Origin of the sequence: Pseudomonas sp. TWI628 (genome assembly GCF_039673865.1) — a bacterium.
Taxonomy (GTDB): domain Bacteria; phylum Pseudomonadota; class Gammaproteobacteria; order Pseudomonadales; family Pseudomonadaceae; genus Aquipseudomonas.
Map to the genome: position 1 here is coordinate 67729 of NZ_JBDJMM010000019.1, position 22302 is coordinate 90030.

The 22302-nt window shown below is 63.6% G+C and carries 18 protein-coding genes; 1 reads left to right on the forward strand and 17 read right to left on the reverse strand.

Annotated features, from left to right (window positions below; genetic code table 11):
* Positions 1-2 precede the first annotated feature (2 nt).
* The gene (argJ, locus tag ABE528_RS16385) at positions 3-1220 is read right to left on the reverse strand and encodes a bifunctional glutamate N-acetyltransferase/amino-acid acetyltransferase ArgJ (RefSeq protein ID WP_152954770.1); all 1218 of its coding nucleotides are present in this window, start codon (positions 1218-1220) and stop codon (positions 3-5) included.
* Positions 1221-1308: 88 nt separating this feature from the next.
* Positions 1309-4044: a preprotein translocase subunit SecA gene (secA, locus tag ABE528_RS16390; protein WP_152954772.1), complete on the reverse strand. Its 2736-nt coding sequence runs from the start codon at positions 4042-4044 to the stop codon at positions 1309-1311.
* 299 nt (positions 4045-4343) lie between these two features.
* Here secA and ABE528_RS16395 point away from each other — a divergent pair, with 299 nt between their 5' ends.
* The gene (locus ABE528_RS16395; RefSeq protein ID WP_152954774.1) at positions 4344-4799 is read left to right on the forward strand and encodes a DciA family protein; all 456 of its coding nucleotides are present in this window, start codon (positions 4344-4346) and stop codon (positions 4797-4799) included.
* A 151-nt stretch (positions 4800-4950) separates the two neighbouring features.
* Here the strand turns inward: ABE528_RS16395 and lpxC are convergent, their stop codons facing one another.
* The 15 genes from lpxC to rsmH form a co-directional block, all read right to left on the reverse strand.
* Positions 4951-5862, reverse strand: coding sequence for a UDP-3-O-acyl-N-acetylglucosamine deacetylase (gene lpxC, locus ABE528_RS16400; protein ID WP_152954776.1), 912 nt, complete (start codon positions 5860-5862; stop codon positions 4951-4953).
* 114 nt (positions 5863-5976) lie between these two features.
* Positions 5977-7173, reverse strand: coding sequence for a cell division protein FtsZ (ftsZ, locus tag ABE528_RS16405; RefSeq protein WP_003260772.1), 1197 nt, complete (start codon positions 7171-7173; stop codon positions 5977-5979).
* Between the two features lie 55 nt (positions 7174-7228).
* Positions 7229-8491, reverse strand: coding sequence for a cell division protein FtsA (gene ftsA / locus ABE528_RS16410; protein ID WP_027594020.1), 1263 nt, complete (start codon positions 8489-8491; stop codon positions 7229-7231).
* A gap of 14 nt (positions 8492-8505) precedes the next feature.
* Positions 8506-9375: a cell division protein FtsQ/DivIB gene (locus ABE528_RS16415; protein WP_152954778.1), complete on the reverse strand. Its 870-nt coding sequence runs from the start codon at positions 9373-9375 to the stop codon at positions 8506-8508.
* 5 nt (positions 9376-9380) lie between these two features.
* Entirely contained in the window at positions 9381-10337 is a 957-nt protein-coding gene (locus tag ABE528_RS16420) for a D-alanine--D-alanine ligase (protein ID WP_152954780.1), read from the reverse strand.
* Positions 10334-11782 carry a UDP-N-acetylmuramate--L-alanine ligase gene (murC, locus tag ABE528_RS16425; protein ID WP_110635803.1) on the reverse strand — a complete coding sequence of 483 codons (1449 nt, stop codon included), beginning with the start codon at positions 11780-11782 and terminating at the stop codon, positions 10334-10336. The genes ABE528_RS16420 and murC overlap by 4 nt, the downstream gene beginning before the upstream one ends.
* Positions 11775-12854, reverse strand: coding sequence for an undecaprenyldiphospho-muramoylpentapeptide beta-N-acetylglucosaminyltransferase (gene murG / locus ABE528_RS16430; protein WP_152954783.1), 1080 nt, complete (start codon positions 12852-12854; stop codon positions 11775-11777). The genes murC and murG overlap by 8 nt, the downstream gene beginning before the upstream one ends.
* A complete protein-coding gene (gene ftsW, locus ABE528_RS16435) occupies positions 12844-14055 on the reverse strand; it encodes a putative lipid II flippase FtsW (protein WP_346653534.1) in 1212 nt (403 codons plus the stop codon). The genes murG and ftsW overlap by 11 nt, the downstream gene beginning before the upstream one ends.
* Positions 14055-15401 carry a UDP-N-acetylmuramoyl-L-alanine--D-glutamate ligase gene (gene murD, locus ABE528_RS16440; protein ID WP_346653517.1) on the reverse strand — a complete coding sequence of 449 codons (1347 nt, stop codon included), beginning with the start codon at positions 15399-15401 and terminating at the stop codon, positions 14055-14057. Before murD ends, ftsW begins: the two co-directional genes overlap by 1 nt.
* Before the next feature lie 6 nt (positions 15402-15407).
* Positions 15408-16490, reverse strand: a complete 1083-nt coding sequence (gene mraY / locus ABE528_RS16445) for a phospho-N-acetylmuramoyl-pentapeptide-transferase (RefSeq protein WP_054884625.1) — start codon at positions 16488-16490, stop codon at positions 15408-15410.
* A complete protein-coding gene (gene murF / locus ABE528_RS16450) occupies positions 16490-17857 on the reverse strand; it encodes a UDP-N-acetylmuramoyl-tripeptide--D-alanyl-D-alanine ligase (RefSeq protein WP_346653518.1) in 1368 nt (455 codons plus the stop codon). The genes mraY and murF overlap by 1 nt, the downstream gene beginning before the upstream one ends.
* Positions 17850-19337: a UDP-N-acetylmuramoyl-L-alanyl-D-glutamate--2,6-diaminopimelate ligase gene (locus ABE528_RS16455; RefSeq protein WP_346653519.1), complete on the reverse strand. Its 1488-nt coding sequence runs from the start codon at positions 19335-19337 to the stop codon at positions 17850-17852. Before ABE528_RS16455 ends, murF begins: the two co-directional genes overlap by 8 nt.
* Positions 19337-21070 (reverse strand): penicillin-binding protein 2, encoded by a 1734-nt coding sequence (locus tag ABE528_RS16460; RefSeq protein ID WP_178120029.1) that lies wholly within the window; start codon positions 21068-21070, stop codon positions 19337-19339. Before ABE528_RS16460 ends, ABE528_RS16455 begins: the two co-directional genes overlap by 1 nt.
* Entirely contained in the window at positions 21070-21363 is a 294-nt protein-coding gene (gene ftsL / locus ABE528_RS16465; protein WP_261941472.1) for a cell division protein FtsL, read from the reverse strand. The genes ABE528_RS16460 and ftsL overlap by 1 nt, the downstream gene beginning before the upstream one ends.
* Entirely contained in the window at positions 21360-22301 is a 942-nt protein-coding gene (gene rsmH, locus ABE528_RS16470) for a 16S rRNA (cytosine(1402)-N(4))-methyltransferase RsmH (RefSeq protein WP_346653535.1), read from the reverse strand. Before rsmH ends, ftsL begins: the two co-directional genes overlap by 4 nt.
* Position 22302: the final 1 nt, after the last annotated feature.

A 22302-nucleotide genomic window follows, 5' to 3' on the forward strand; every position in this document is an offset into this window, starting at 1 on the left:
CATCAGGTACGGTATTCGGCGTTGATCTTCACGTATTCGTGGGACAGGTCGGTGGTCCAGATGGTTTCGCTGCACTGGCCACGGCCAAGCTCGATACGGATGGTGATCTCTTCCTGTGCCATCACTGCCGAACCCTGCGCTTCGGTGTAGCTCGGGCTACGGCCGCCTTGGCTGGCGATGCATACGCTGTCCAGATACACGTCGATCAGGCTGACATCCAGCTCCGGCACACCGGCACGGCCCACGGCAGCCAGGATACGGCCCCAGTTCGGGTCGGAAGCGAACAGCGCGGTCTTGATCAGTGGCGAGTGGGCCACGGCGTAACCGACATCCAGGCATTCCTGGTGATTACCACCACCGTTGACCTGCACGGTAACGAACTTGGTGGCACCTTCGCCGTCACGGACGATGGCCTGGGCCACTTCCATGCACACTTCGAATACGGCCTTCTTCAGTGCTTCGAACAGCGCGCCGCTGGCCTCGGTGACTTCCGGCAGGTTGGCCTTGCCGGTGGCGATCAGCATGCAGCAGTCGTTGGTCGAGGTGTCGCCGTCGATGGTGATGCGGTTGAACGACTTGTTGGCGCCGTCGAGGATCAGGTCCTTGAGCACGGCCGGGGCGACCTTGGCGTCGGTGGCGATGTAGCCGAGCATGGTGGCCATGTTCGGGCGAATCATGCCGGCGCCTTTGCTGATACCGGTGACGGTGACGGTGACGCCATCGTGCTGGAACTGGCGGCTGGCACCTTTTGGCAGGGTGTCGGTGGTCATGATGCCGGTGGCGGCTTCAGCCCAGTGGTTTTCCGACAGGTTGTCCAGGGCGGCCTGCAGCGCGCCTTCGATCTTCTCGACCGGCAGTGGCTCACCGATCACACCGGTGGAGAACGGCAGCACCGACTCGGCCGGCACGCCGGTCAGTTCGGCCAGCTTGGCGCAGGTACGTTCGGCAGCGGCCAGGCCTGGCGCGCCGGTACCGGCGTTGGCATTGCCGGTGTTGGTCAGCAGGTAGCGCACGGTGCCCTGCACGCGCTGCTTGGACAGGATCACCGGAGCTGCACAGAAGGCGTTGAGGGTGAACACGCCAGCCACGCTGGAGCCTTCGGCGCAGCGCATGACCACCACATCCTTGCGCCCAGGACGCTTGATGCCGGCAGAAGCAATACCGAGTTCAAAACCCGGAACCGGGTGCAGGGTGGGCAAAGGACCAAGACCAACAGCCATTAGAGCGCTCCTAGAAAAACGGTGAATATGGAAAAAGGGGGCCGCAATGCGGCCCCCAGGGTTGTCACGATACAACAATCAGCTCAGGTCACTCGATCTGACCATGGCAATGCTTGAATTTCTTGCCCGAACCACACCAGCACGGCTCGTTGCGGCCCAGCTTCAGGTCGTTGCGCACCGGGGCAGCGGCCACGGCCACTTCGGCACCCTCCTCGCTCAGTTGCTCGCTTTCGAGGCCCGGCGCAGCGGCGTGCTGGAACTGCATGCGGCTGGCCAGCTCCTCGGCTTCGCGGCGCAGACGGGCTTCTTCTTCGGCCGGGTCTTCGCGGCGTACCTGAACGTGCGACAGCACGCGGATGGTGTCGCGCTTGATCGACTCGAGCAGCTCCTGGAACAGCGAGAACGACTCGCGCTTGTATTCCTGCTTCGGGTTCTTCTGTGCATAACCACGCAGGTGGATACCGTGACGCAGGTGGTCCATGGTCGACAGGTGGTCTTTCCACAGGTCGTCCAGCACGCGCAGCAGGATCTGCTTCTCGAAGGTACGCAGGGCTTCGATACCGGCCTGGTCTTCCTTCTCGGTGTATGCGGTGGTGATCTCGTTCAGCAGCTTCTCGCGCAGGGTCTCCTCGTAGAGGTGATCGTCCTCGTCCAGCCACTGCTGGATCGGCAGCTTCATGGCGAAGTCGCTGGCCAGCGAAGCTTCGAGGCCGGCCACGTCCCACTGCTCTGGCAGCGACTGCGGCGGGATGTGCTGGCTGATGGTGGCGTCCAGCACTTCCTGGCGGAACTCGACGATGGTGTCGCCAATGTTCTCGGCCGCCAGCAGGCTGTTGCGCATGTGGTAGATCACCTTGCGCTGTTCGTTGGCCACGTCATCGTATTCGAGCAGCTGTTTGCGGATGTCGAAGTTGCGGCCTTCGACCTTGCGCTGGGCTTTCTCGATGGCGTTGGTGACCATGCGATGCTCAATGGCCTCGCCGGACTGCATGCCCAGTGCCTTCATGAAGTTCTTCACCCGATCAGAGGCGAAGATGCGCATCAGGCTGTCTTCCAGCGACAGGTAGAAGCGGCTCGAACCTGGGTCGCCCTGACGGCCGGAACGGCCACGCAGCTGGTTGTCGATACGGCGCGATTCGTGGCGCTCGGAGGCGATCACGTGCAGGCCACCGGCTTGAATCACCTGCTGGTGACGCTTCTGCCAGTCGGCCTTGATCTGGGCGATCTGCTCAGGGGTCGGGCTTTCCAGGGCAGCCACTTCGGCCTCCCAGTTACCGCCCAGCAGGATGTCGGTACCACGGCCGGCCATGTTGGTGGCAATGGTCAGCGCACCCGGGGCACCGGCCTGCGCGATGATTTCGGCTTCCTTCTCGTGGTACTTGGCGTTCAGTACCTTATGGTCGATACCTTCCTTCTTCAGCAGGTTCGACATGTGCTCCGAGGTTTCGATGGTGGCGGTACCCACCAGGATCGGGCGGCCCTGGGTCATGCTCTCTTTGATGTCGGCGATGATCGCGGCGTATTTCTCGTCGGCGGTCAGGTACACCAGGTCGTTGAAGTCTTTACGCGCGAGCGGCTTGTTCGGCGGAATGACCATCACGTTGAGGGCGTAGATCGACTGGAACTCGAACGCTTCGGTGTCGGCGGTACCGGTCATGCCGGACAGCTTGGTGTACAGGCGGAAGTAGTTCTGGAAGGTGGTCGAAGCCAGGGTCTGGCTTTCGGCCTGGATGTTCAGGTTTTCTTTCGCCTCGATGGCCTGGTGCAGGCCTTCGGACAGGCGACGGCCAGGCATGGTACGGCCGGTGTGCTCGTCGATCAGCAGGACCTGACCGTCCTGGACGATGTATTCGATGTTGCGGTGGAACAGCTTGTGCGCACGCAGACCAGCGTAGACGTGGGTCAGCAGGCCCAGGTTATGCGCCGAGTACAGGCTCTCGCCTTCGGCCAGCAAGCCTGCCTGGGTGAGCATCTCTTCGATGAACTGGTGACCGGCTTCGTTGAGCTCGACCTGGCGGCTCTTCTCGTCGATGGTGAAGTGGCCTTCCTGGGTGACCTGGCCTTCGACTTCTTCGATGTGCTGGGTCAGGCGCGGAATCAGGCGGTTGATCTCGATGTACAGCTTGGAGCTGTCTTCGGCCTGGCCGGAGATGATCAGCGGGGTGCGCGCTTCGTCGATGAGGATCGAGTCGACTTCGTCGATCACGGCGAAGTTCAGTTCACGCTGGAACTTCTCTTCCTGGCTGAACGCCATGTTGTCGCGCAGGTAGTCGAAACCGAATTCGTTGTTGGTGCCGTAGGTGATGTCGGCGGCGTAGGCGGCGCGCTTTTCTTCAGGCGGCTGGAAGGCCGAGACGATGCCTACGGACAGGCCGAGGAATTCGTACAGCGGGCGCATCCAGTTGGCGTCACGGCGGGCCAGGTAGTCGTTCACCGTGACCACGTGTACGCCTTTGCCAGACAGGGCATTGAGGTAAACGGCCAGGGTACCGACCAAGGTCTTGCCTTCACCGGTACGCATTTCTGCGATCATGCCCTCGTGCAGGGTCATGCCGCCGATCAGCTGCACGTCGAAGTGGCGCATGCCCATCACGCGCTTGCCGGCCTCACGGGCCACGGCAAAGGCTTCGGGCAGCAGTTGGTCCAATGTCTCGCCTTTGGCCAGGCGCTCCTTGAACTCTGCGGTCTTGCCCCGCAGTTGCTCATCGGAGAGGGCCACCATCTTCTCTTCGAAGGCATTGACGATAGCTACCGTCTTGAGCATGCGTTTGACTTCACGCTCGTTCTTGCTTCCAAAAAGTTTCTTTAACAAAGGCGCAAACATATCGGCAGGATCTTCCACACGTAGGGATGGAGGGCGGCCCCATGAGTCGCCCGTGCAGCCCTTAGGCCGCATGCGAACGAGCATTCTACCCGGAAACGATGGTGAGGAAAGTGGTCGATTGCCACGATGCTGGCACAGCGCTTAGGCGGGGGCTTTTCTAAGATAGGGGCATTTTCCCCGAGTTCAACCCGCAGGTTGATGAAACGTAGCGAGAATGACTCGTATCCGTTCCCGCGAGGGGGTGGTGTGGCCTGCAGAGGTGTTAGACTGGCAACCTTGTCACCCTCATTCAAACCGCCATGGCCTTCAAACCCTCTCCTGCACAGCCGCCCGCTACCCTGCTGCGCCAGAACCGCCCGCTGCGCCTGCTGCTGAACCAGGCCGAGCGCCTGGCGCACCTGCAGCGCCTGCTGGAAAGCCAGCTGCAGCCGGCTGCCCGTGAGCATTGCCATGTGGCCTCGTGGCGTGATGGCACGTTGTTGCTGGTGGTTACCGACGGCCACTGGGCTACTCGCCTGCGCTACCAGCAGAAGCGTCTGCAGCGCCAGCTGCAGGCCCTGGAAGCCTTTGGCAACCTGCAGCGTATTCTCTACAAGGTGCAGCCACCGCTGGTGCCGGCCAAGCGTGGCGGTAACACGACGGCGCTGTCGAACGATGCCGCCGACAGTATCCGCGATTCCGCCGAAGGCATCGCCGATCCGAAACTGCGTGCCGCCCTCGAACGGCTGGCGGCTCATGCGAAGGGTAAAGGCTAGGGGCGCTTGCCTCGAGTTTTGTGCTGGCGCTCGATCTCACAGGCGCTGAAAAGCTCATGCCAGGCACCCTCGCCCCCACGACGTCCGTCATCCAGAAATAAAAAAGGCCACCCGAAGGTGGCCTTAATCACACTAGAGAGAGTGTTCGAACTTACACGGCCGCAACAGGGCGCATGTACGAGATCGGTGCCGTACTGGCATCTTCGAAAGTGACCACTTCCCAAGCATCGGTTTCAGCAATGAGCTTGCGCAGCAGCTGGTTGTTCAGCGCGTGGCCGGACTTGTAGCCCTTGAACTCGCCGATCAGGCTGTTGCCCAGCAGGTAAAGGTCGCCGATGGCGTCGAGGATCTTGTGCTTGACGAATTCGTCATCGGAACGAAGGCCGTCTTCGTTGAGCACACCAGTCTCGTCGACCACGATGGCGTTCTCGACACTGCCACCCAACGCAAGGTTGTGCTTGCGCAGGTACTCGATGTCACGCATGAAGCCGAAAGTACGGGCGCGGCTGACTTCCTTCACGAACGAGGTGCTGGAGAAGTCGACGACCGCACTCTGGGTCTGGCCCTTGAGGACCGGGTGATCGAAGTCGATCTCGAAGCTCACCTTGAACCCGTCGAATGGCAGGAAGGTGGCGCTCTTGTCGCCCTCCGTCACTGTCACTTCGCGCAGGATGCGGATGAACTTCTTCGCTGCGTCCTGCTCTTCCAGGCCGGCAGACTGAATCAGGAATACGAAGGGACCGGCGCTGCCATCCATGATCGGCACTTCCGAGGCGGAGAGCTCGACGTAGGCGTTATCGATGCCCAGGCCCGCCATGGCGGAGAGCAGGTGCTCGACCGTATCGACCTTGACGTCACCGTTGACCAGCGTGGTGGACATGGTGGTCTCACCGACGTTGGCCGCACGCGCCGGGATCTCGACCACAGGGTCAAGGTCGGCGCGACGGAAGACGATGCCGGTGTCGACAGGCGCAGGCTTGAGGGTCAGGTAGACCTTCTCCCCGGAGTGCAGGCCGACGCCCGTGGCACGGATGGTATTCTTCAGGGTGCGTTGTCTAATCATGGCATTGGCCGCTTCAGCGCAAATAATGCGAACAGGTATCAACAAAGGCTGGGGATGATAACAGACCCGGCCTTTGCTGAACACCAATCACCCTTATACCCCTGATAAATTCCATCAATCGGCCTGACGACGCAGGAAGGCTGGGATATCGAGGTAGTCCAGGTCATCCTGTGGGTTGAGTTTAGCTGCCGCAGCGGCACCTGCGTGGGCCTGGTTGCGCATCACGGTCGGGCGCTCCAGATCACGGTAGTTGACGGCTGGCTGCTCCTGGCGAACCGGCGCCGGGTTGGAAGCCTCGTACACCTGCTGAGCGGTCTGCAGGGTGTTGTCGACTACCTTGACCGGTTTTTCGATGCGCGCGCCCAGACCAGTGGCAACCACGGTCACATGCAGCTCGTCGCGCATGTCAGGGTCGATCACGGTGCCGACCTTGACCATGGCGTGGTCGGAGGCGAAGGCTTCGATGATGCTACCCACGTCGGAGTATTCACCCAGCGACAGGTCAGGACCTGCGGTGATGTTCACCAGGATGCCGCGGGCGCCCTGCAGGTTGACGTCTTCGAGCAGCGGGTTGCGGATTGCCGCCTCGGTGGCTTCGCGAGCACGGTTCGGGCCGCTGGCGCAGCCGGTACCCATCATCGCCATGCCCATTTCACCCATGACGGTGCGCACGTCGGCGAAGTCGACGTTGATCATGCCCGGGCGCTTGATGATGTCGGAGATACCGCGAACGGCACCGGCCAGTACATCGTCAGCCTTGGCAAAGGCGGACAGCAGGCTGGCATCCTTGCCCAGGATGGTCAGCAGCTTCTCGTTGGGGATGGTGATGAGCGAGTCGACGCTCTCAGCCAGCATGCGGATGCCTTCGTCGGCGATCTGCATGCGCTTGCGGCCTTCGAACGGGAACGGACGGGTCACCACTGCAACGGTGAGGATGCCCATTTCCTTGGCCACTTCGGCGATGATCGGCGCCGCGCCGGTACCGGTACCGCCGCCCATGCCGGTGGTGATGAACACCATGTTGGTGCCCTGCAGCACCTCGGCGATGCGCTCACGGTCCTCCAGAGCCGCCTGACGGCCGACTTCCGGATTGGCACCGGCACCCAAACCCTTGGTCACGCCGGTACCCAGTTGCAGGATGGTGCGTGCGCCGATGTTTTTCAGCGCCTGGGCATCGGTGTTGGCGCAGATGAACTCGACGCCTTCGATGCTGCTCTTCACCATGTGGTTGACGGCGTTGCCGCCGCCACCGCCAACGCCGATCACTTTGATGACCGGACTTTGCGGGACGTTGTCTACGAGCTCGAACATTTTCCCTCTCCTTACAGTTCTCTAGTTGTCGCGCCTACCACTACTGCTTTGAAACTTAGAAGTTGCCCTGGACCCACCGCTTGAAGCGTTCAAGCACTGGGGCCTTCGGTTCATCGCCATAGCTGTTGCTGCTGCTGTTGCTGTTACCGGTCAGGACCATGTCCTCGGACTGCTTGAGCAGGCCGTAGGTGAGCAAGCCCACGCCGGTGGAATAGATCGGGTTGCGCACCACGTCGCTCAGCCCCCGAACGCTGTGCGGTACGCCCAGGCGTACCGGCATGTGGAAGATTTCCTCGGCCAGTTCCACGGCACCTTCCATCTTCGCAGTGCCGCCGGTGAGGACGATGCCGGCTGGCACCAGGTCCTCGTAGCCGCTGCGGCGCAGTTCGGCCTGGATCAGGGTGAAGAGCTCGTCGTAACGTGGCTCCACCACCTCGGCCAGGGCCTGGCGCGACAGCTCGCGCGGTGGGCGGTCGCCCACGCTCGGCACCTTGATGGTCTCGCCGGCACCGGCCAGTTTGGCCAGGGCGCAGGCGTAGCGGATCTTGATTTCCTCGGCGTACTGGGTTGGCGTACGCAGGGCCATGGCGATGTCGTTGGTCACCTGGTCGCCGGCAATCGGGATGACCGCGGTGTGACGGATCGCGCCCTCGGTGAAGATGGCGATGTCAGTGGTGCCACCACCGATGTCCACCAGGCACACACCCAGCTCTTTCTCGTCATCGGTCAGCACCGAGTAGGCCGAGGCCAACTGCTCGAGGATGATGTCGTCGATTTCCAGGCCGCAGCGGCGTACGCACTTCTCGATGTTCTGCGCCGCGTTGACCGCGCAGGTGACCACGTGAACCTTGGCCTCCAGACGCACACCAGACATGCCCAGCGGCTCGCGCACGCCTTCCTGGTTGTCGATCACGTAGTCCTGCGGCAGGGTGTGCAGCACGCGTTGGTCAGCCGGAATGGCCACGGCCTGGGCGGCATCGAGCACGCGTTCGAGGTCGGCAACACTGACCTCACGATCGCGGATGGCGACGATGCCGTGGGAGTTCAGGCTGCGGATGTGGTTGCCGGCCACGCCGACGAACGCCGAGTGGATACGGCAGCCGGCCATCAGCTGGGCTTCTTCCACCGCGCGCTGGATCGACTGCACGGTCGATTCGATGTTCACCACCACGCCCTTCTTCAGGCCGCGGGACGGATGGGTGCCGATGCCCACGATCTCGAGGGTGCCGTCTTCGCCCACTTCACCCACCAGCGCCACCACCTTGGAGGTGCCGATGTCCAGCCCGACGATCATTTTGCCGCTATGCGCGTTTGCCATGGTCCTGCCTCTCTCTAATTCTTCGCAACGGCGGGTTTGGCCGTCGTCGGTGCGTTCGGTTCCCGCCAACCAACGGCAAGTCCGTTGGAGTAACGCAGATCAATGCGGGCGATATTGGTGATCTGCTCTTTGAGTGTCTTGTCGTAAATGGCAATGAAACGGCGCATCTTCTCCACCAGGTGGTCGCGCCCCAACAGCAGCTCGATGCCCGGCCCGGCACTGCTCGCACCGGTGGTCAGGAACCAGCTGCCCCGCTCGCGCAGCTCCAGGCGAGCGATGGAAAAGCCCAGGGGGCGCAGCATCTGGCTCAATACCTGATATTGCTGCATGACTTGTTGCTGAGCGCGCTGCGGCCCGGCCAGCTGCGGCAGGTGCTCGTAGTTGGCCAGTTCGCGCGGGGTGAAGGCCTGGCCCTGGTTGTTGAGCAGGGCTTCGTCACCCCAGCGTGCCACCGGCAGCTGTTCTTCCAGGCGAATCACCACTTCGTCGGGCCACACCCGGCGTACTTCGGCGTGGGCGATCCATGGCATCTGCTCGAGCTCGGCGCGCATCGCCGTGAGGTCGACGCTGAAGAAGCTCGCCGCCACATACGGCGCAATGCGCTGCTGCACCGACTGCTGGCTGATGTAGCTGAGGTCACCCTGCACGTCGATCTTGGTGATCGGCCGGTCGGCATAGGGCATCAGGCGGATGGCGCCCTCATAGGCACCAAAGCCCGCAGCCACCAGCACGATCGGCCACAGCAGGCGTTTCAGGCCGCCCAGGCTGGGCCGCGGCAGGCGCGCCGATACGGGCTCGTCGGCCACCAGTCGGCTGGCACCACGCGGCACCGGCTTGCTACGGCCGGTAACGGGTTGCTGCTGACGTATCATTGCGCCTTGCATGATGGTTAACCTCGCGTCTTCACGCTTTCAGCCAGGATCGCCAGCACCAGTTGCTGGAAGTCCAGGCCGGCCGCGCGGGCCGCCATGGGCACCAGGCTATGGTCGGTCATGCCGGGTGCGGTGTTGACTTCGAGCAGCCAGAACCGGCCCTGCTCGTCCTGCATCACGTCCAGCCGGCCCCAGCCTTCGATGCCGATGGCATCGCAGGCGCGCGCGGTCAGGTCGATCAGTTCCTGCTCCTTGGCACTGTCCAGGCCGCACGGGATGCGGTACTGGGTGTCATTGGCGATGTACTTGGCGTCGTAGTCGTAGAACACGTGCGGTGTGCCCAGGGCGATCGGCGGCAGCACCTGGCCACGCAGAACGGCGATGGTGAACTCCGGGCCGTGGATCCATTGCTCGACCAGGACTTGCGAATCGTAATGGGCGGCATCCTTCCAGGCGGCGACCAGCTCTTTCACGCTGCCCACCTTGGCCATGCCGATGCTGGAGCCTTCATGGGCCGGTTTGACGATCAGCGGGAAGCCCAGTTCCGTACCGGCGGCAACACAATCGTCTTCGCTGGCCAGCACCGCGTGACGCGGGGTCGGAATACCCAGGCTCTGCCACACCTGCTTGGTGCGCAGTTTGTCCATGGCCAGGGCCGAGGCGAGGATGCCGCTGCCGGTGTAGGGAATCCCTAAGCATTCGAGCAGGCCCTGCATGCTGCCGTCTTCACCGCCACGGCCGTGGAGGATGATGAAGGCACGGTCGATCTTCTCGCTCTGCAGGCGCACCAGCAGGTCGTCACCGACATCGATGCCGACCACGTCGACACCAGCAGTGGTCAGCGCGTCGATCACCGCAGCGCCGGACTTCAGCGACACTTCACGCTCGGCGCTCTTGCCGCCGTACAGCACAGCCACGCGGCCGAATGCTTTCACGTCCAGGGTCGAGCGCAGTTGTTCGTAGGCGCTGGTCATTTCGACTTCTCCTGCTTGGCGCCAGCGAACAGCGGGCTTTTCATCAGTTGCGGGGCCAGGCCACCGACGTCACCGGCACCCTGGCAGATCAGGATGTCGCCAGCGCGCAGCAGCGGTTTGACCAGCGGTGCCAGTTCGGCGCCGCGTTCGATGTAGATCGGGTCCAGCTTGCCGCGCTGGCGGATGCTGTGGCACAGCTGGCGGCTGTCGGCGCCGGGGATCGGCTCTTCGCCGGCCGGGTAGACCTCCATCAACAGCAGCACGTTGGCATCGCCCAGTACCTGGACGAAATCGTCGTACAGGTCGCGAGTACGGCTGTAACGGTGCGGCTGGTAGACAATCACCAGGCGGCGGCTTGGCCAGCCACCGCGCACGGCCTTGATCACTGCAGCCACTTCGGTCGGGTGGTGACCATAGTCGTCGACCAGCATCACGCTGCCGCCATCGACCGGCAGTTCGCCGTACACCTGGAAGCGTCGGCCGACACCTTGGAAGCCGGACAGCCCCTGGACGATGGCTTCGTCGCTGATGCCTTCGTCGGTGGCGATGGCGATGGTGGCCAAGGCATTGAGCACGTTGTGATTGCCGGGCATGTTCACCGACACCTCAAGCGGCTCGCAGTCGCGGCGCAGCACGGTGAAGTGGGTCTGCATGCCCTGCTGGCGCACGTTGATGGCGCGGATGTCGGCCTCTTCGCTGAAACCGTAGGTGACGGTCGGGCGCTTGACCTGCGGCAGGATCTCGCGCACGACAGGGTCGTCCAGGCACATCACGGCCAAGCCGTAGAACGGCAGGTTGTGCAGGAACTCGACGAAGGTCTTCTTCAGTTTGTTGAAGTCGCCTTCGTAGGTCGCCATGTGGTCGGCGTCGATGTTGGTGACCACGGCTACCATCGGCTGCAGGTGCAGGAAGCTGGCATCACTTTCGTCAGCTTCGGCAATCAGGTAGCGGCTGGTGCCCAGCTGCGCGTTGGTGCCGGCAGCGGTCAGGCGGCCACCGATGACGAAGGTCGGGTCCAGGCCACCGGCGGCGAACACCGAAGCCAGCAAGCTGGTAGTGGTGGTCTTGCCATGGGTACCGGCAACCGCCACGCCGTGACGGTAGCGCATCAGCTCGGCGAGCATCTCGGCACGCGGCACCACAGGGATGCGACGCTCCAGGGCCGTGGCGACTTCCGGGTTGGCCGGGTTGATCGCACTGGACACCACCAGCACATCGGCATTGGCTGCGTTCTCGGCACGGTGGCCGACGAAGATTTCGGCGCCGAACGACTCCAGGCGCTCGGTAACCGGCGACGCCTTGAGGTCGGAACCGGACACCTGGTAGCCCAGGTTCAGCAGCACTTCAGCGATACCGCACATGCCCACGCCGCCGATACCGACGAAGTGGATGCGGTTGATGCGGCCCATCTTCGGCTGGGGCATGGCTTTCTGGCTTTCAACCATGGGCCACCTCCAGGCAGATATCGACCACGGTGCTGGTTGCAGCAGGTTTGGCCAGGCGCCGTGCGGTGCCAGCCATGGTGTTGAGTTTCTCGGGTTGCATCAGCACCTCGTTCAGGCGTTCAGCGAGTTGCGCTGCGCCAGTTGTCGCTTGTGGCATGAGGAAGGCAGCGCCTTCCCGGGCCAGATATTGGGCGTTGTAGGTCTGGTGATCGTCGATCGCGTGGGGCAAGGGCACCAGCATCGAAGGCAGGCCCGCCGCCGCGAGTTCGCTGACGGTCAGGGCACCGGCCCGGCAGACCACGATATCGGCCCAGCCATAGGCATGGGCCATGTCCTTGATAAACGGTTCGACCTGGGCCTCGACGCCCGCCTCGCGGTAACGCTCGGCAGTGGCTGGCGCATGGTGCTTGCCGGCCTGGTGAAACACCTCTGGGCGCAGATTCGCCGGTACTTCGGACAGGGCCTTAGGCAACAATTTGTTCAATGGTTCCGCACCCAGGCTGCCACCCATCACCAGCAGGCGCGCGCGACGCTCGGCCAGGGGCGCGCGCACGGCGTCCATGAACAGCTCCGGGCGCACCGGGTTGCCGGTAGTGCGCAGCTTGTCGCTGGCGTCGAAGGTCGCCGGGAAGGCTTCGCAGACACGCGCCGCCAGCGGCAGCAGCAGGCGGTTGGTGGTGCCGGCGCGGGCGTTCTGCTCGTGGATCACCAGCGGCACGCCGCACAGCCGTGCAGCAACGCCGCCCGGGCCAGTCACATAGCCGCCGAAGCCCACCACGCACACCGGTTTGAGCTCACGCACGATACGGCGTGCCTGGAGCACCGCCTTGAGCAGGGTGAACGGCGCCTTGAGCAGCGAGAGCTTGCTCTTGCCACGCAGGCCGCTGACCTGGATCAGGTGCAGTGGCAGGCCGGCTTGCGGCACCAGTTCGTTCTCGATGCCACGCGGGGTGCCCAGCCAGTGCACGGTGTAACCGCGCGCCTGGAATTCACGGGCGCAGGCCAGGGCCGGGAACACGTGGCCCCCGGTGCCGCCCGCCATGATCAATACGTTCTTGCCGTCAGCGGCCATGACTGGTCTCCTCGGCAAAGTCACTCTCTTTGAATTCGTGCTCTTCACTGCCAAGGTGCGTGCGGCTCTCCCATTCGATGCGCAACAGCAAGCCCACGCAGGCACAGCAGATTACCAACGATGAACCGCCGTAACTGAGGAATGGCAGGGTCAGGCCCTTGGTCGGCAGCAGGCCGACGTTCACGCCGATGTTGATCAGAAACTGACCAATCCACAGGAACGCCAGGCCGAACGCCATGTAGGCGGCAAAGAACTGCTTGGCCTTCTCTGCCCACAGGCCGATGTACAGCGCGCGGATAGTGACGAAGACGAACAGCGCGATGGTTACCAGCGAGCCGACCACGCCCAGCTCTTCGGCCAGTACCGAGAACACGAAGTCGGTGTGCGCTTCAGGCAGGTAGAACTGCTTCTGTACGCTGTTGCCCAGGCCGACGCCCAGCCACTCGCCGCGGCCGAAGGCGATCAGCGCCTGGGTCAGCTGGTAGCCGGAGCCGAACTGGTCGGACCAGGGGTCGGTGAAGGTGATCAGACGCGCCATCCGGTATGGCTGCGCCTGCACCAGGATGAACACCGCAGCCACCGCCAGCACCACCATCAGGCTGAAACGGAACAACCCCACCCCGCCGAGGAACAGCATCGCGGCGGCGGCCCCCATCATCACTACGGTGGCGCCGAAGTCCGGCTCCATCAGCAACAGGGCGGCCATCGGCAGCAGCACGATGAACGGCTTGAAGAAACCCATCCAGGTTTCGCGCACTTCGGTCTGCCGGCGCACCAGGTAGCCGGCCAGGTAAATGACCACGAAGACCTTGGCGATCTCCGAAGGCTGCACGTTGAAGAAGCTGAAGCCGATCCAGCGCATCGAACCGTTCACTTCACGGCCGATGCCCGGCACCAGCACCAGCACCAACAGGCCGAAGGCGCCGATCAGCATCATGAAGCCCATGCGCTGCCAGGTGGCGATCGGCACCAGCATGGTCGCGCCACAGGCCACAAGGCCGAGGAACACGTACACCAGGTGGCGGAACATGTGGTACAGCGGGTTGCCGGACTGCACGGCGGCAACTTCCGACGACGCCGAGGTGATCATCACCAGGCCCAGGCCCAGCAGCGCCAGGCAACCGGCCAGCATGGCGAAGTCGAGGTCGACGCCACGGCCGCTGATCAGCGGCGACGGATACGGCTTGAGGATGCCGAAGATCATGCCAGCCCTCCCGCCGCCTGGGCGAACAGGCGCCCGCGCTCTTCAAAGTTCTTGAACATGTCGAGGCTGGCGCAGGCCGGCGACAGCAGCACCGCGTCACCCGGCTGGGCCAGCTCGGCGCATTGCTGCACTGCCTCATCGAGGGTCTTGACCCGCACCAGCGGCACGCCATCGCCCAGGGCCTCGGCCAGGCGCTCGGCATCACGGCCAAGCAGCACCACGGCGCGACAGAAGTTTTTGACCGGTTCGCGCAGGGCGGCGAAATCGGCACCCTTGCCATCGCCACCGGCGATCAGCACCAGCTTGCCGTCGATGTCAGCGCCCAGGCCTTCGATCGCCGCCAGGGCGGCACCGACGTTGGTGGCCTTGGAATCGTCGTACCAGTTGACGGCGTTCCGCTCACGAATCCACTGGCAACGGTGCGCCAGGCCCTTGAACTCACGCAGTGCTTCGAGCATCGGCGCAAATGGCAGGCCGGCAGCATGGCCGAGGGCCAGGGCCGCCAGGGCATTGCTCTGGTTGTGGGCGCCACGAATCTTCAGCTCACGCACCGGCATCAGCGCCTGGAATTCGTAGGCCAGGTATTTCTCGCCATCGACTTCACGCAGGCCAAAGGCCTTGAAGTCCGGTTGGTTGAGGCCGAAGGAGAAGCATGGGCGGCCTTCCACCGGCAGCGGCCGGCTCAGGGCATCCTGGCGGTTGACCACGACCTGACGGGCACCGCGGAAGATCCGGTGCTTGGCCAGGTGGTAAGCCGGCAGACCGCTGTAGCGGTCCATGTGGTCTTCACTGATATTCAGCACGGTGGCCACTTCGGCGTTGAGCTGGTCGGTGGTTTCCAGCTGAAAGCTGGACAGCTCCAGCACATACAACTCGACGTCGTCGCTCAGCAGGTCCAGCGCCGGGGTGCCCAGGTTGCCGCCCACGGCCACGCGCTTGCCGGCCTTGGCGGCCATCTCGCCGACCAGGGTGGTGACGGTGCTTTTCGCGTTGGAGCCGCTGATTGCCACGATCGGCGCCTTGGCATGGCGGGCGAACAGTTCGATGTCACCGGACAGCAGCACACCACGCGCCGCTGCCTGCTGCAGGGCCGGGGTGGCCAGTGCCAGGCCCGGGCTTACGTACAGCTCGTTGGCGCGGCACAGGAAGTCCACATCCAGCTCACCACAGCGCACTTCCACCTGCGGGTAATCACGGCGCAGGGTTTCCAGTTCCGGCGGTTGCTCACGGGTGTCGGCGACCGCAAAGGCAATGCCCCGGTTCGCCAGGAAGCGAACCAGGGACATGCCGCTCTTGCCGAGGCCGACAACGATGCGGAATTGGTCGGAAGCGATCAATGACACGCTTTTCTACCTCAGTTTCAGGGTTGCCAGGCCGATCAGCACCAGAATCACGGTGATGATCCAGAATCGGACGATCACGCGCGGCTCAGGCCAGCCCTTGAGTTCAAAGTGGTGGTGAATCGGCGCCATGCGGAACACGCGCTTGCCGGTGAGCTTGAACGAGGCGACCTGAATCACCACCGACAGGGTTTCCATCACGAAGATGCCGCCCATGATGAACAGCACGATTTCCTGGCGCACGATCACGGCGATGGTGCCCAATGCAGCGCCCAGCGCCAGTGCGCCGACGTCACCCATGAACACCTGGGCCGGATAGGTGTTGAACCACAGGAAGCCCAGGCCGGCACCGATCAGCGCGCCGCAGAACACGATCAACTCGCCCGAACCCGGCACGTACGGGATCAGCAGGTATTCGGCGAACTTCACGTTACCCGACAGGTAGCAGAAGATGCCCAGCGCACCACCGACCATCACGGTTGGCATGATCGCCAGGCCATCGAGGCCGTCGGTCAGGTTGACCGCGTTGCTGGAGCCGACGATGACGAAATAGGTCAGCACGACGAAGCCGATACCCAGCGGAATGGTGACATCCTTGAGGAACGGCACGATCAGGGTGGTCTCGACAGTGGTCGGTGCGGTCATGTACAGGAACACCGCCGCGCCCAGGCCGAACACCGACTGCCAGAAGTACTTCCAGCGGCTCGGCAGGCCACGCGAGTTCTTTTCGATCACCTTGCGGTAGTCGTCGACCCAGCCGATGGCACCGAACAGCAGGGTGACGATCAGCACGGTCCAGACATAGCGGTTGGACAGGTCGGCCCACAGCAGGGTGCTGACGCCGATGGCGGACAGGATCAGTGCGCCACCCATGGTCGGGGTGCCGGATTTGGACAGGTGCGATTGCGGGCCGTCGTTACGCACGGCCTGACCGATCTGACGGATCTGCAGGGTACGGATCATCCACGGCCCCAGCCACAGCGCCAGCGACAACGCGGTCAGTACGCCAAGAATCCCGCGCAGGGACAGGTACTGGAAGACCGCGAAGCCCTTGTGGAACTGTTGCAGATACTCGGCCAACAGCAGCAGCATTAATGTTTCTCCCCGCTGGCACCGCACAGTGCAGCCACGACGTTTTCCATCGCAGCGCTGCGCGAGCCCTTGATCAAGATAGTGGTTTCGCTGGCAGTCTCGCCGCGAACGGCGTCGATCAGCTCAGCTTGAGTAGCGAAATGACGGCCATTGGCGCCAAACGCCTTGACCGCATGAATCATGTTGGAACCCACTGCATACACGGCGTCAACCTTGCCGCGTGCGTACTCACCCACCTGCCGGTGGCCTTCTTCCGCCCACTGACCCAGTTCGCCGATATCCCCCAGCACCAGAACGGTGCGCCCGGAAAAGGCGCGGAGTATATCAATGGCCGCGCACATCGAGGTGGGATTTGCGTTGTAGGTATCGTCGATTACCCGCACACCGCTCGGGGCGATTTGCGCCACGGTACGGCCCTTGACCGGCTGCACGGCGTTAAGGCCGGCGGCGATGCCACTCAGGCTCAGACCAACGGCATGGGCAGCGGCGGCAGCGGCCAGGGCGTTGCTGACGTTGTGTTCGCCGAGCACATTGAGTTGCACGTCTACCGTTTCACCCGCGCCATGCAGTTTGAACGACGGGCAGCCACGGGCATCGCGACCGATGTCGCTGGCGTAAAAATCAGCCTGATCGTTGCCACGAGCGAAGCTGATTACCTTGTGCGCACCGGCACGGGCCTTCCAGATGGCGAAGGCTTTGTCGTCCAGGTTGAGAATGGCGATACCGCCCTCGCCCAAGCCCTCGAGGATCTCGCCCTTGGCTTCGACGATCTTCTCGGGGCCGCCGAACTCGCCAACGTGGGCAGTACCGGCGTTGTTGATGATCACCACCTGCGGCTGGGTCAGGCCGACGGTGTAGCGGATTTCACCGATGCGCGAAGCACCCAGTTCGATCACGGCGGCGCTGTGCTCCGGAGCGATCTCCAGCAGGGTCAACGGGGCGCCGAGGTCGTTGTTCAGGTTGCCGCGGGTGGCATGCACCAGGCCGCGGGTGCGCAAGATGCTGGCGAGCATCTCCTTGACCGTGGTCTTGCCGCTGGAACCGGTGATGGCGACGACTGGCTTGTCGAAGGCTGCGCGGTTCAGCGCACCGAGCTGGCCGAGTGCTACGCGGCAGTCGGCGACCAGCAGCTGCGGCAGATCAACATCGGTAATTTCGCGCTCGACCAGTGCAGCGACGGCGCCTTTGGCTTGCACGTCGGCGAGGTAGTCATGGCCATCGAAGCGCGGCCCGCTCAGGGCAACGAACAGCTGACCGGCAGCAACGCTGCGGCTGTCGATGCTGACACCGGTGAAGCTGGCGTCGGCGTTGACCAGGCGCGCATTCAAGGCGCCGGTCAGCTGGCTGAGGTTCATGGGCTTAAGCATGTGGCGCCTCCCAGGCTGCAAGTGCCTTGTCGGCTTCGATCAGGTCGGAGAAGGCATGGCGCTCGCCATTGATCTCCTGGTAGTCCTCGTGCCCCTTGCCGGCCAGGACGATCACGTCATCGGCGGCAGCGGTGGCAATCAGGTGAGCAATGGCTTCACCACGGCCAGCGACGAACTCGACGTCGGCAGGCTTGGCGAAACCAGGGCGAATGTCGTCGAAGATGCGCAGCGGGTCTTCAGTACGCGGGTTGTCGTCGGTGACCAGCACGCGGTCGGCCAGGCGCTCGGCCACTTCGGCCATCAGCGGGCGCTTGCCGCGATCACGGTCACCACCGCAGCCGAACAGGCACAGCAGCTTGCCGTGCGCATGCGGACGCAGGGCCTCGAGGACTTTTTCCAGGGCGTCGGGGGTGTGGGCGTAATCGACCACCACCAGCGGCTTGTCACCACCACCCAGGCGCTGCATGCGGCCGACCGGCCCTTGCAGGTGCGGGGCGACCTTGAGGATCTCATCCAGCGAGTAGTCCAGTGCCAACAGCGTGGCTACCGCCGCAAGCATGTTGCTCAGGTTGAAGCGGCCGAGCAGCTGGCTGCGCAGGGTGCGTTCACCCTGGGCGGTGACGAGAATGGCGCGCACGCCATCATCATCAAAATGCGCTTCACGGCAGAACAGCGAAGCGTCAGGGTTCTCCAGGCTATAGCTGAGCAGCCGGGTTTCGATATGGTCGACACTCGGGCGACGGGCAAAGTCTTCGGCCAGGCGACGACCGAAGTCGTCATCCAGGTTGACCACCTGGCAACGCAGGCTCGACCAGGCGAACAGCTTGGCTTTGGCGGCCTCGTAAGCCTCCATGCTGCCGTGGTAATCCAGATGGTCGCGGGACAGGTTGGTCATGACCGCGATGTCGAATTCCAGCGCGGCGACCCGGCCCTGCTCCAGGGCATGGGAGGAAACCTCCATGGCCACGGCCTTGGCGCCGGCTTTCTGGAGGTCGTTGAGGGTCGACTGCACGGCGATCGGATCGGGCGTGGTCAGGCGGCCGCTCTGCAGCTCGCCATAGAAGCCGGTGCCCAGGGTGCCGATCAAGCCACAGCGCTGGCCCAGCGCATCGAGCGCCTGGGCCACCAGTTGAGTGACGCTGGTCTTGCCGTTGGTGCCGGTGACGCCCACCAGGCTCAGCTGGCGGCTAGGCTCGCCATAGAAGCGCCCGGCAATCTGCGACAGCTGGCCGATCAGGCCCTTCACCGGAATCAGCGGCACGTCGGTGAGCGGCAGGACGTTGACGCCCTGCTCTTCATAGGCCACGGCCGCAGCACCACGAGACAGCGCATCGGCAATGTGCTCACGGCCATCAACCTTGGCACCTGGCACGGCCAGGAACAGGTCGCCCTGGCGCACCTGACGGCTGTCCAGGGTCAGTTCACGGATCAGCGGATCACGGCTGGCGTGGGCGAAAAGCTTGCTCAATGGCATTGTCATCATCCACGCCCTCCCTTGGCGGGTACTGCACTGGCCTGCTGCGGATCAGTTGGCGGCGGCAGGTTGTCTGGCGGCACGTTCATCAGGCGCAGGGTGCCCGACATGACCTTGCTGAATACCGGGGCCGATACCAGGCCGCCGAAATAGCCGCCCTTGCCCGGCTCGTCGATGACCACGACGATGGCGTAGCGCGGGTCACTCATCGGGCCGAAGCCGGCGAACAGCGAGCGGTAGGCGTTTTCGGTGTACCCCTTGGAGCCGACGGTGGCTTTACGTGCGGTACCGGACTTGCCGGCCACGTGATAGAACGGCACCTGGGCACGGAATACACCGCGTGGTGCTTCGATCACCTGCTGCAGCATGCCCTGGATGGTTTCGGCGGTTTCCTTCGGAATGGCCTGCACCGCTTCCGGCGCCTTGTCGACCTTGAGGATCGACAGCGGCACCATCTTGCCGTCGTTGGCCAGCGCGGCGTAGGCATGCACCAGCTGCAGGGCAGTAACCGACACACCGTAGCCGTAGGACAGGGTCGCGGTTTCAGCCTTGCGCCACTCGCGGTGGTTAGGCAGGTTGCCGACGCGCTCGCCCGGGAAGCCGAGGCCGGTGTACTGGCCCAGGCCGACCTGGGACATGACCCGGTAGATGGCCTCGCCGCCGATATCGAAGGCGATCTTGCTCATGCCGACGTTGGAGGAGTTGATCAGGATGCCGGTCAGGTCGAGGATCGGGCCCTCGCTCTTGGATACGTCCTTGATGGTGTAACGGCCGATCTGCAGGCTGCCCGGGTACACCTCGACCTTGTCGGTCGGCTTCCAGCGGCCGCTCTGCAGCGCCGCGCTCATCGAGATCGGCTTGACCGTCGAGCCTGGCTCGAACACGTCGATGATTGCCCGGTTGCGCATGGCAGCCGGGAACATGCTGCGGCGGTTGTTGGGGTTGTAGGTCGGCTGGTTGACCATGGCCAGGACTTCACCGGTCTTGACGTCCATGATCACCAGGCTGCCGGCCTTGGCGTCCTGTTCGGCGATGGCGTTGCGCAGTTCGCGGGTGGCCAGGTATTGCAGGCGCAGGTCGATCGACAACGCCAAGGTCTTGCCGGCCTTGGCGTTCTTGGTGACCTGGATGTCCTTGATCAGGCGGCCGCGCCGGTCCTTGATCACTTGCCGCTTGCCGGGCACGCCGGCCAGCCATTCATCGTAGGCCAGCTCCACACCTTCACGACCGTGGTCGTCGAGGTCGGTGAAGCCAACCATGTGTGCGGTCACGTCGCCGGCCGGGTAGAAGCGGCGGAATTCTTCCAGGCCATACACGCCCGGTACTTTCAGGTCGAGCACGTGCTGGCCCTGCTCCGGGGTCAGGCCGCGGACCAGGTAGATGAACTCTTTGCTGGCCTGCTGGGTCAGGCGCTCGGTCAGTTGCTGGGCGTTCTGCCCAAGGGCTGCGGCCAACTGCGGCCAGCGATCCTTGGCGACCTGCATCTCCTTGGGGTTGGCCCACAAGGTGGTGACCGGGGTACTGACCGCGAGCGGCTCGCCGTTACGGTCGGTGATCAGGCCACGGTGCGCAGGAATGGGAATGTGACGCAAGCTGCGGGCATCGCCCTGGCCTTTGAGGAAGTCACGGTCAACCACCTGCAGGTCGATGATGCGCCAGCAGATGGCGCCAACCATCAGCGCGAGCAAGCCGATCACTACCCGGAAGCGCCAGGGGTAGAGTGCGCCTTCGAGCTTCATCATGGCGCCACCATCCGTACTTCGTCAGCCGCAGGCACACGCATCTTCAGCTGCTCGGAGGCCAGGCTCTCGATACGGCTGGAGGCCGTCCAGGTGCTTTGCTCAAGAATCAGCCGGCCCCACTCGGCCTGGGCCTTGTCACGCTCGTTCAACTCGCCGTACAGGGTGTTGAGCAACTGGCGATTCCAGTGGGCGCTGTAAGACACGGCGATGGCCGAAACGAGCACACCGACAAACAGCAGAAGCATCAGGAAGCTTCCGCCTGGCAGAGGTTTGGCGAATAGCCGGCTCACCGAAGCTTCTCCGCCACCCGCATCACGGCGCTGCGCGACCGCGGGTTGGCCTTGAGTTCGGCTTCGGAGGCAAACTGGGCCTTGCCGATCAGCTTGATCTTAGGCTCGAAGACCTTGTGCTGTACCGGCAGGTTGCGTGGCAGGTTGTCGGCCTCGCCCTTGACCAGCTTGCGCATGAACAGCTTGACGATGCGGTCTTCCAGCGAATGGAAGCTGATGACCGCCAGACGACCGCCTATTTCCAGGGCATCGAGCGCAGCTTCAAGGCCAGCCTCGAGGTCACCCAGCTCGTTGTTGACGTGAATGCGCAGCCCCTGGAAGGCCCGGGTCGCCGGGTTCTTGCCCTTCTCCCAGGCCGGGTTGGCTACCTTGAGCACTTCAGCCAGGTCGGCGGTGCGGGTGAACGGCTGCTTTTCGCGGCGTTCGACCACGGCACGCGCCATGCGCCCGGCAAAGCGCTCTTCGCCATATTCCTTGAAGACACGGGCAATTTCTTCGACAGGTGCGGTGGCGATGAACTCGGCAGCGCTGATGCCCTGATCCGGGTTCATGCGCATGTCCAGCGGGCCATCATTGAGGAAGCTGAAGCCGCGCTCAGGGTCATCCAGCTGCGGCGAGGACACGCCCAGGTCAAGCAGGATGCCGCTGACCTTGCCGTGCAGACCACGCTCGGCGACTTCCGCGCCGAGCTCGGCAAAGCTGCGCTGCACAATGACAAAGCGGCCGTCTTCGGCCGCCAGCGCTTGCCCGGTGGCAATCGCTTGAGGATCTTTGTCGAAGCCCAGCAACCGCCCTTGCGGCCCGAGCTTGCTGAGGATCAGGCGGCTATGGCCGCCACGTCCGAAGGTGCCGTCCAGATAGCAACCGTCGGCGCGCAGGGCCAATGCCTCGACAGCTTCGTCGAGGAGGACGGTGATGTGGTTGAAGCCGCTATCTATG

Coding starts and splice junctions, on each gene's coding strand:
- argJ (WP_152954770.1), bottom strand. CDS start 1,220: ATGGCTGTTGGTCTTGGTCCTTTGCCCACCCTGCACCCGGTTCCGGGT.
- secA (WP_152954772.1), bottom strand. CDS start 4,044: ATGTTTGCGCCTTTGTTAAAGAAACTTTTTGGAAGCAAGAACGAGCGT.
- ABE528_RS16395 (WP_152954774.1), top strand. CDS start 4,344: ATGGCCTTCAAACCCTCTCCTGCACAGCCGCCCGCTACCCTGCTGCGC.
- lpxC (WP_152954776.1), bottom strand. CDS start 5,862: ATGATTAGACAACGCACCCTGAAGAATACCATCCGTGCCACGGGCGTC.
- ftsZ (WP_003260772.1), bottom strand. CDS start 7,173: ATGTTCGAGCTCGTAGACAACGTCCCGCAAAGTCCGGTCATCAAAGTG.
- ftsA (WP_027594020.1), bottom strand. CDS start 8,491: ATGGCAAACGCGCATAGCGGCAAAATGATCGTCGGGCTGGACATCGGC.
- ABE528_RS16415 (WP_152954778.1), bottom strand. CDS start 9,375: ATGCAAGGCGCAATGATACGTCAGCAGCAACCCGTTACCGGCCGTAGC.
- ABE528_RS16420 (WP_152954780.1), bottom strand. CDS start 10,337: ATGACCAGCGCCTACGAACAACTGCGCTCGACCCTGGACGTGAAAGCA.
- murC (WP_110635803.1), bottom strand. CDS start 11,782: ATGGTTGAAAGCCAGAAAGCCATGCCCCAGCCGAAGATGGGCCGCATC.
- murG (WP_152954783.1), bottom strand. CDS start 12,854: ATGGCCGCTGACGGCAAGAACGTATTGATCATGGCGGGCGGCACCGGG.
- mraY (WP_054884625.1), bottom strand. CDS start 16,490: ATGCTGCTGCTGTTGGCCGAGTATCTGCAACAGTTCCACAAGGGCTTC.
- murF (WP_346653518.1), bottom strand. CDS start 17,857: ATGCTTAAGCCCATGAACCTCAGCCAGCTGACCGGCGCCTTGAATGCG.
- ABE528_RS16455 (WP_346653519.1), bottom strand. CDS start 19,337: ATGACAATGCCATTGAGCAAGCTTTTCGCCCACGCCAGCCGTGATCCG.
- ABE528_RS16460 (WP_178120029.1), bottom strand. CDS start 21,070: ATGAAGCTCGAAGGCGCACTCTACCCCTGGCGCTTCCGGGTAGTGATC.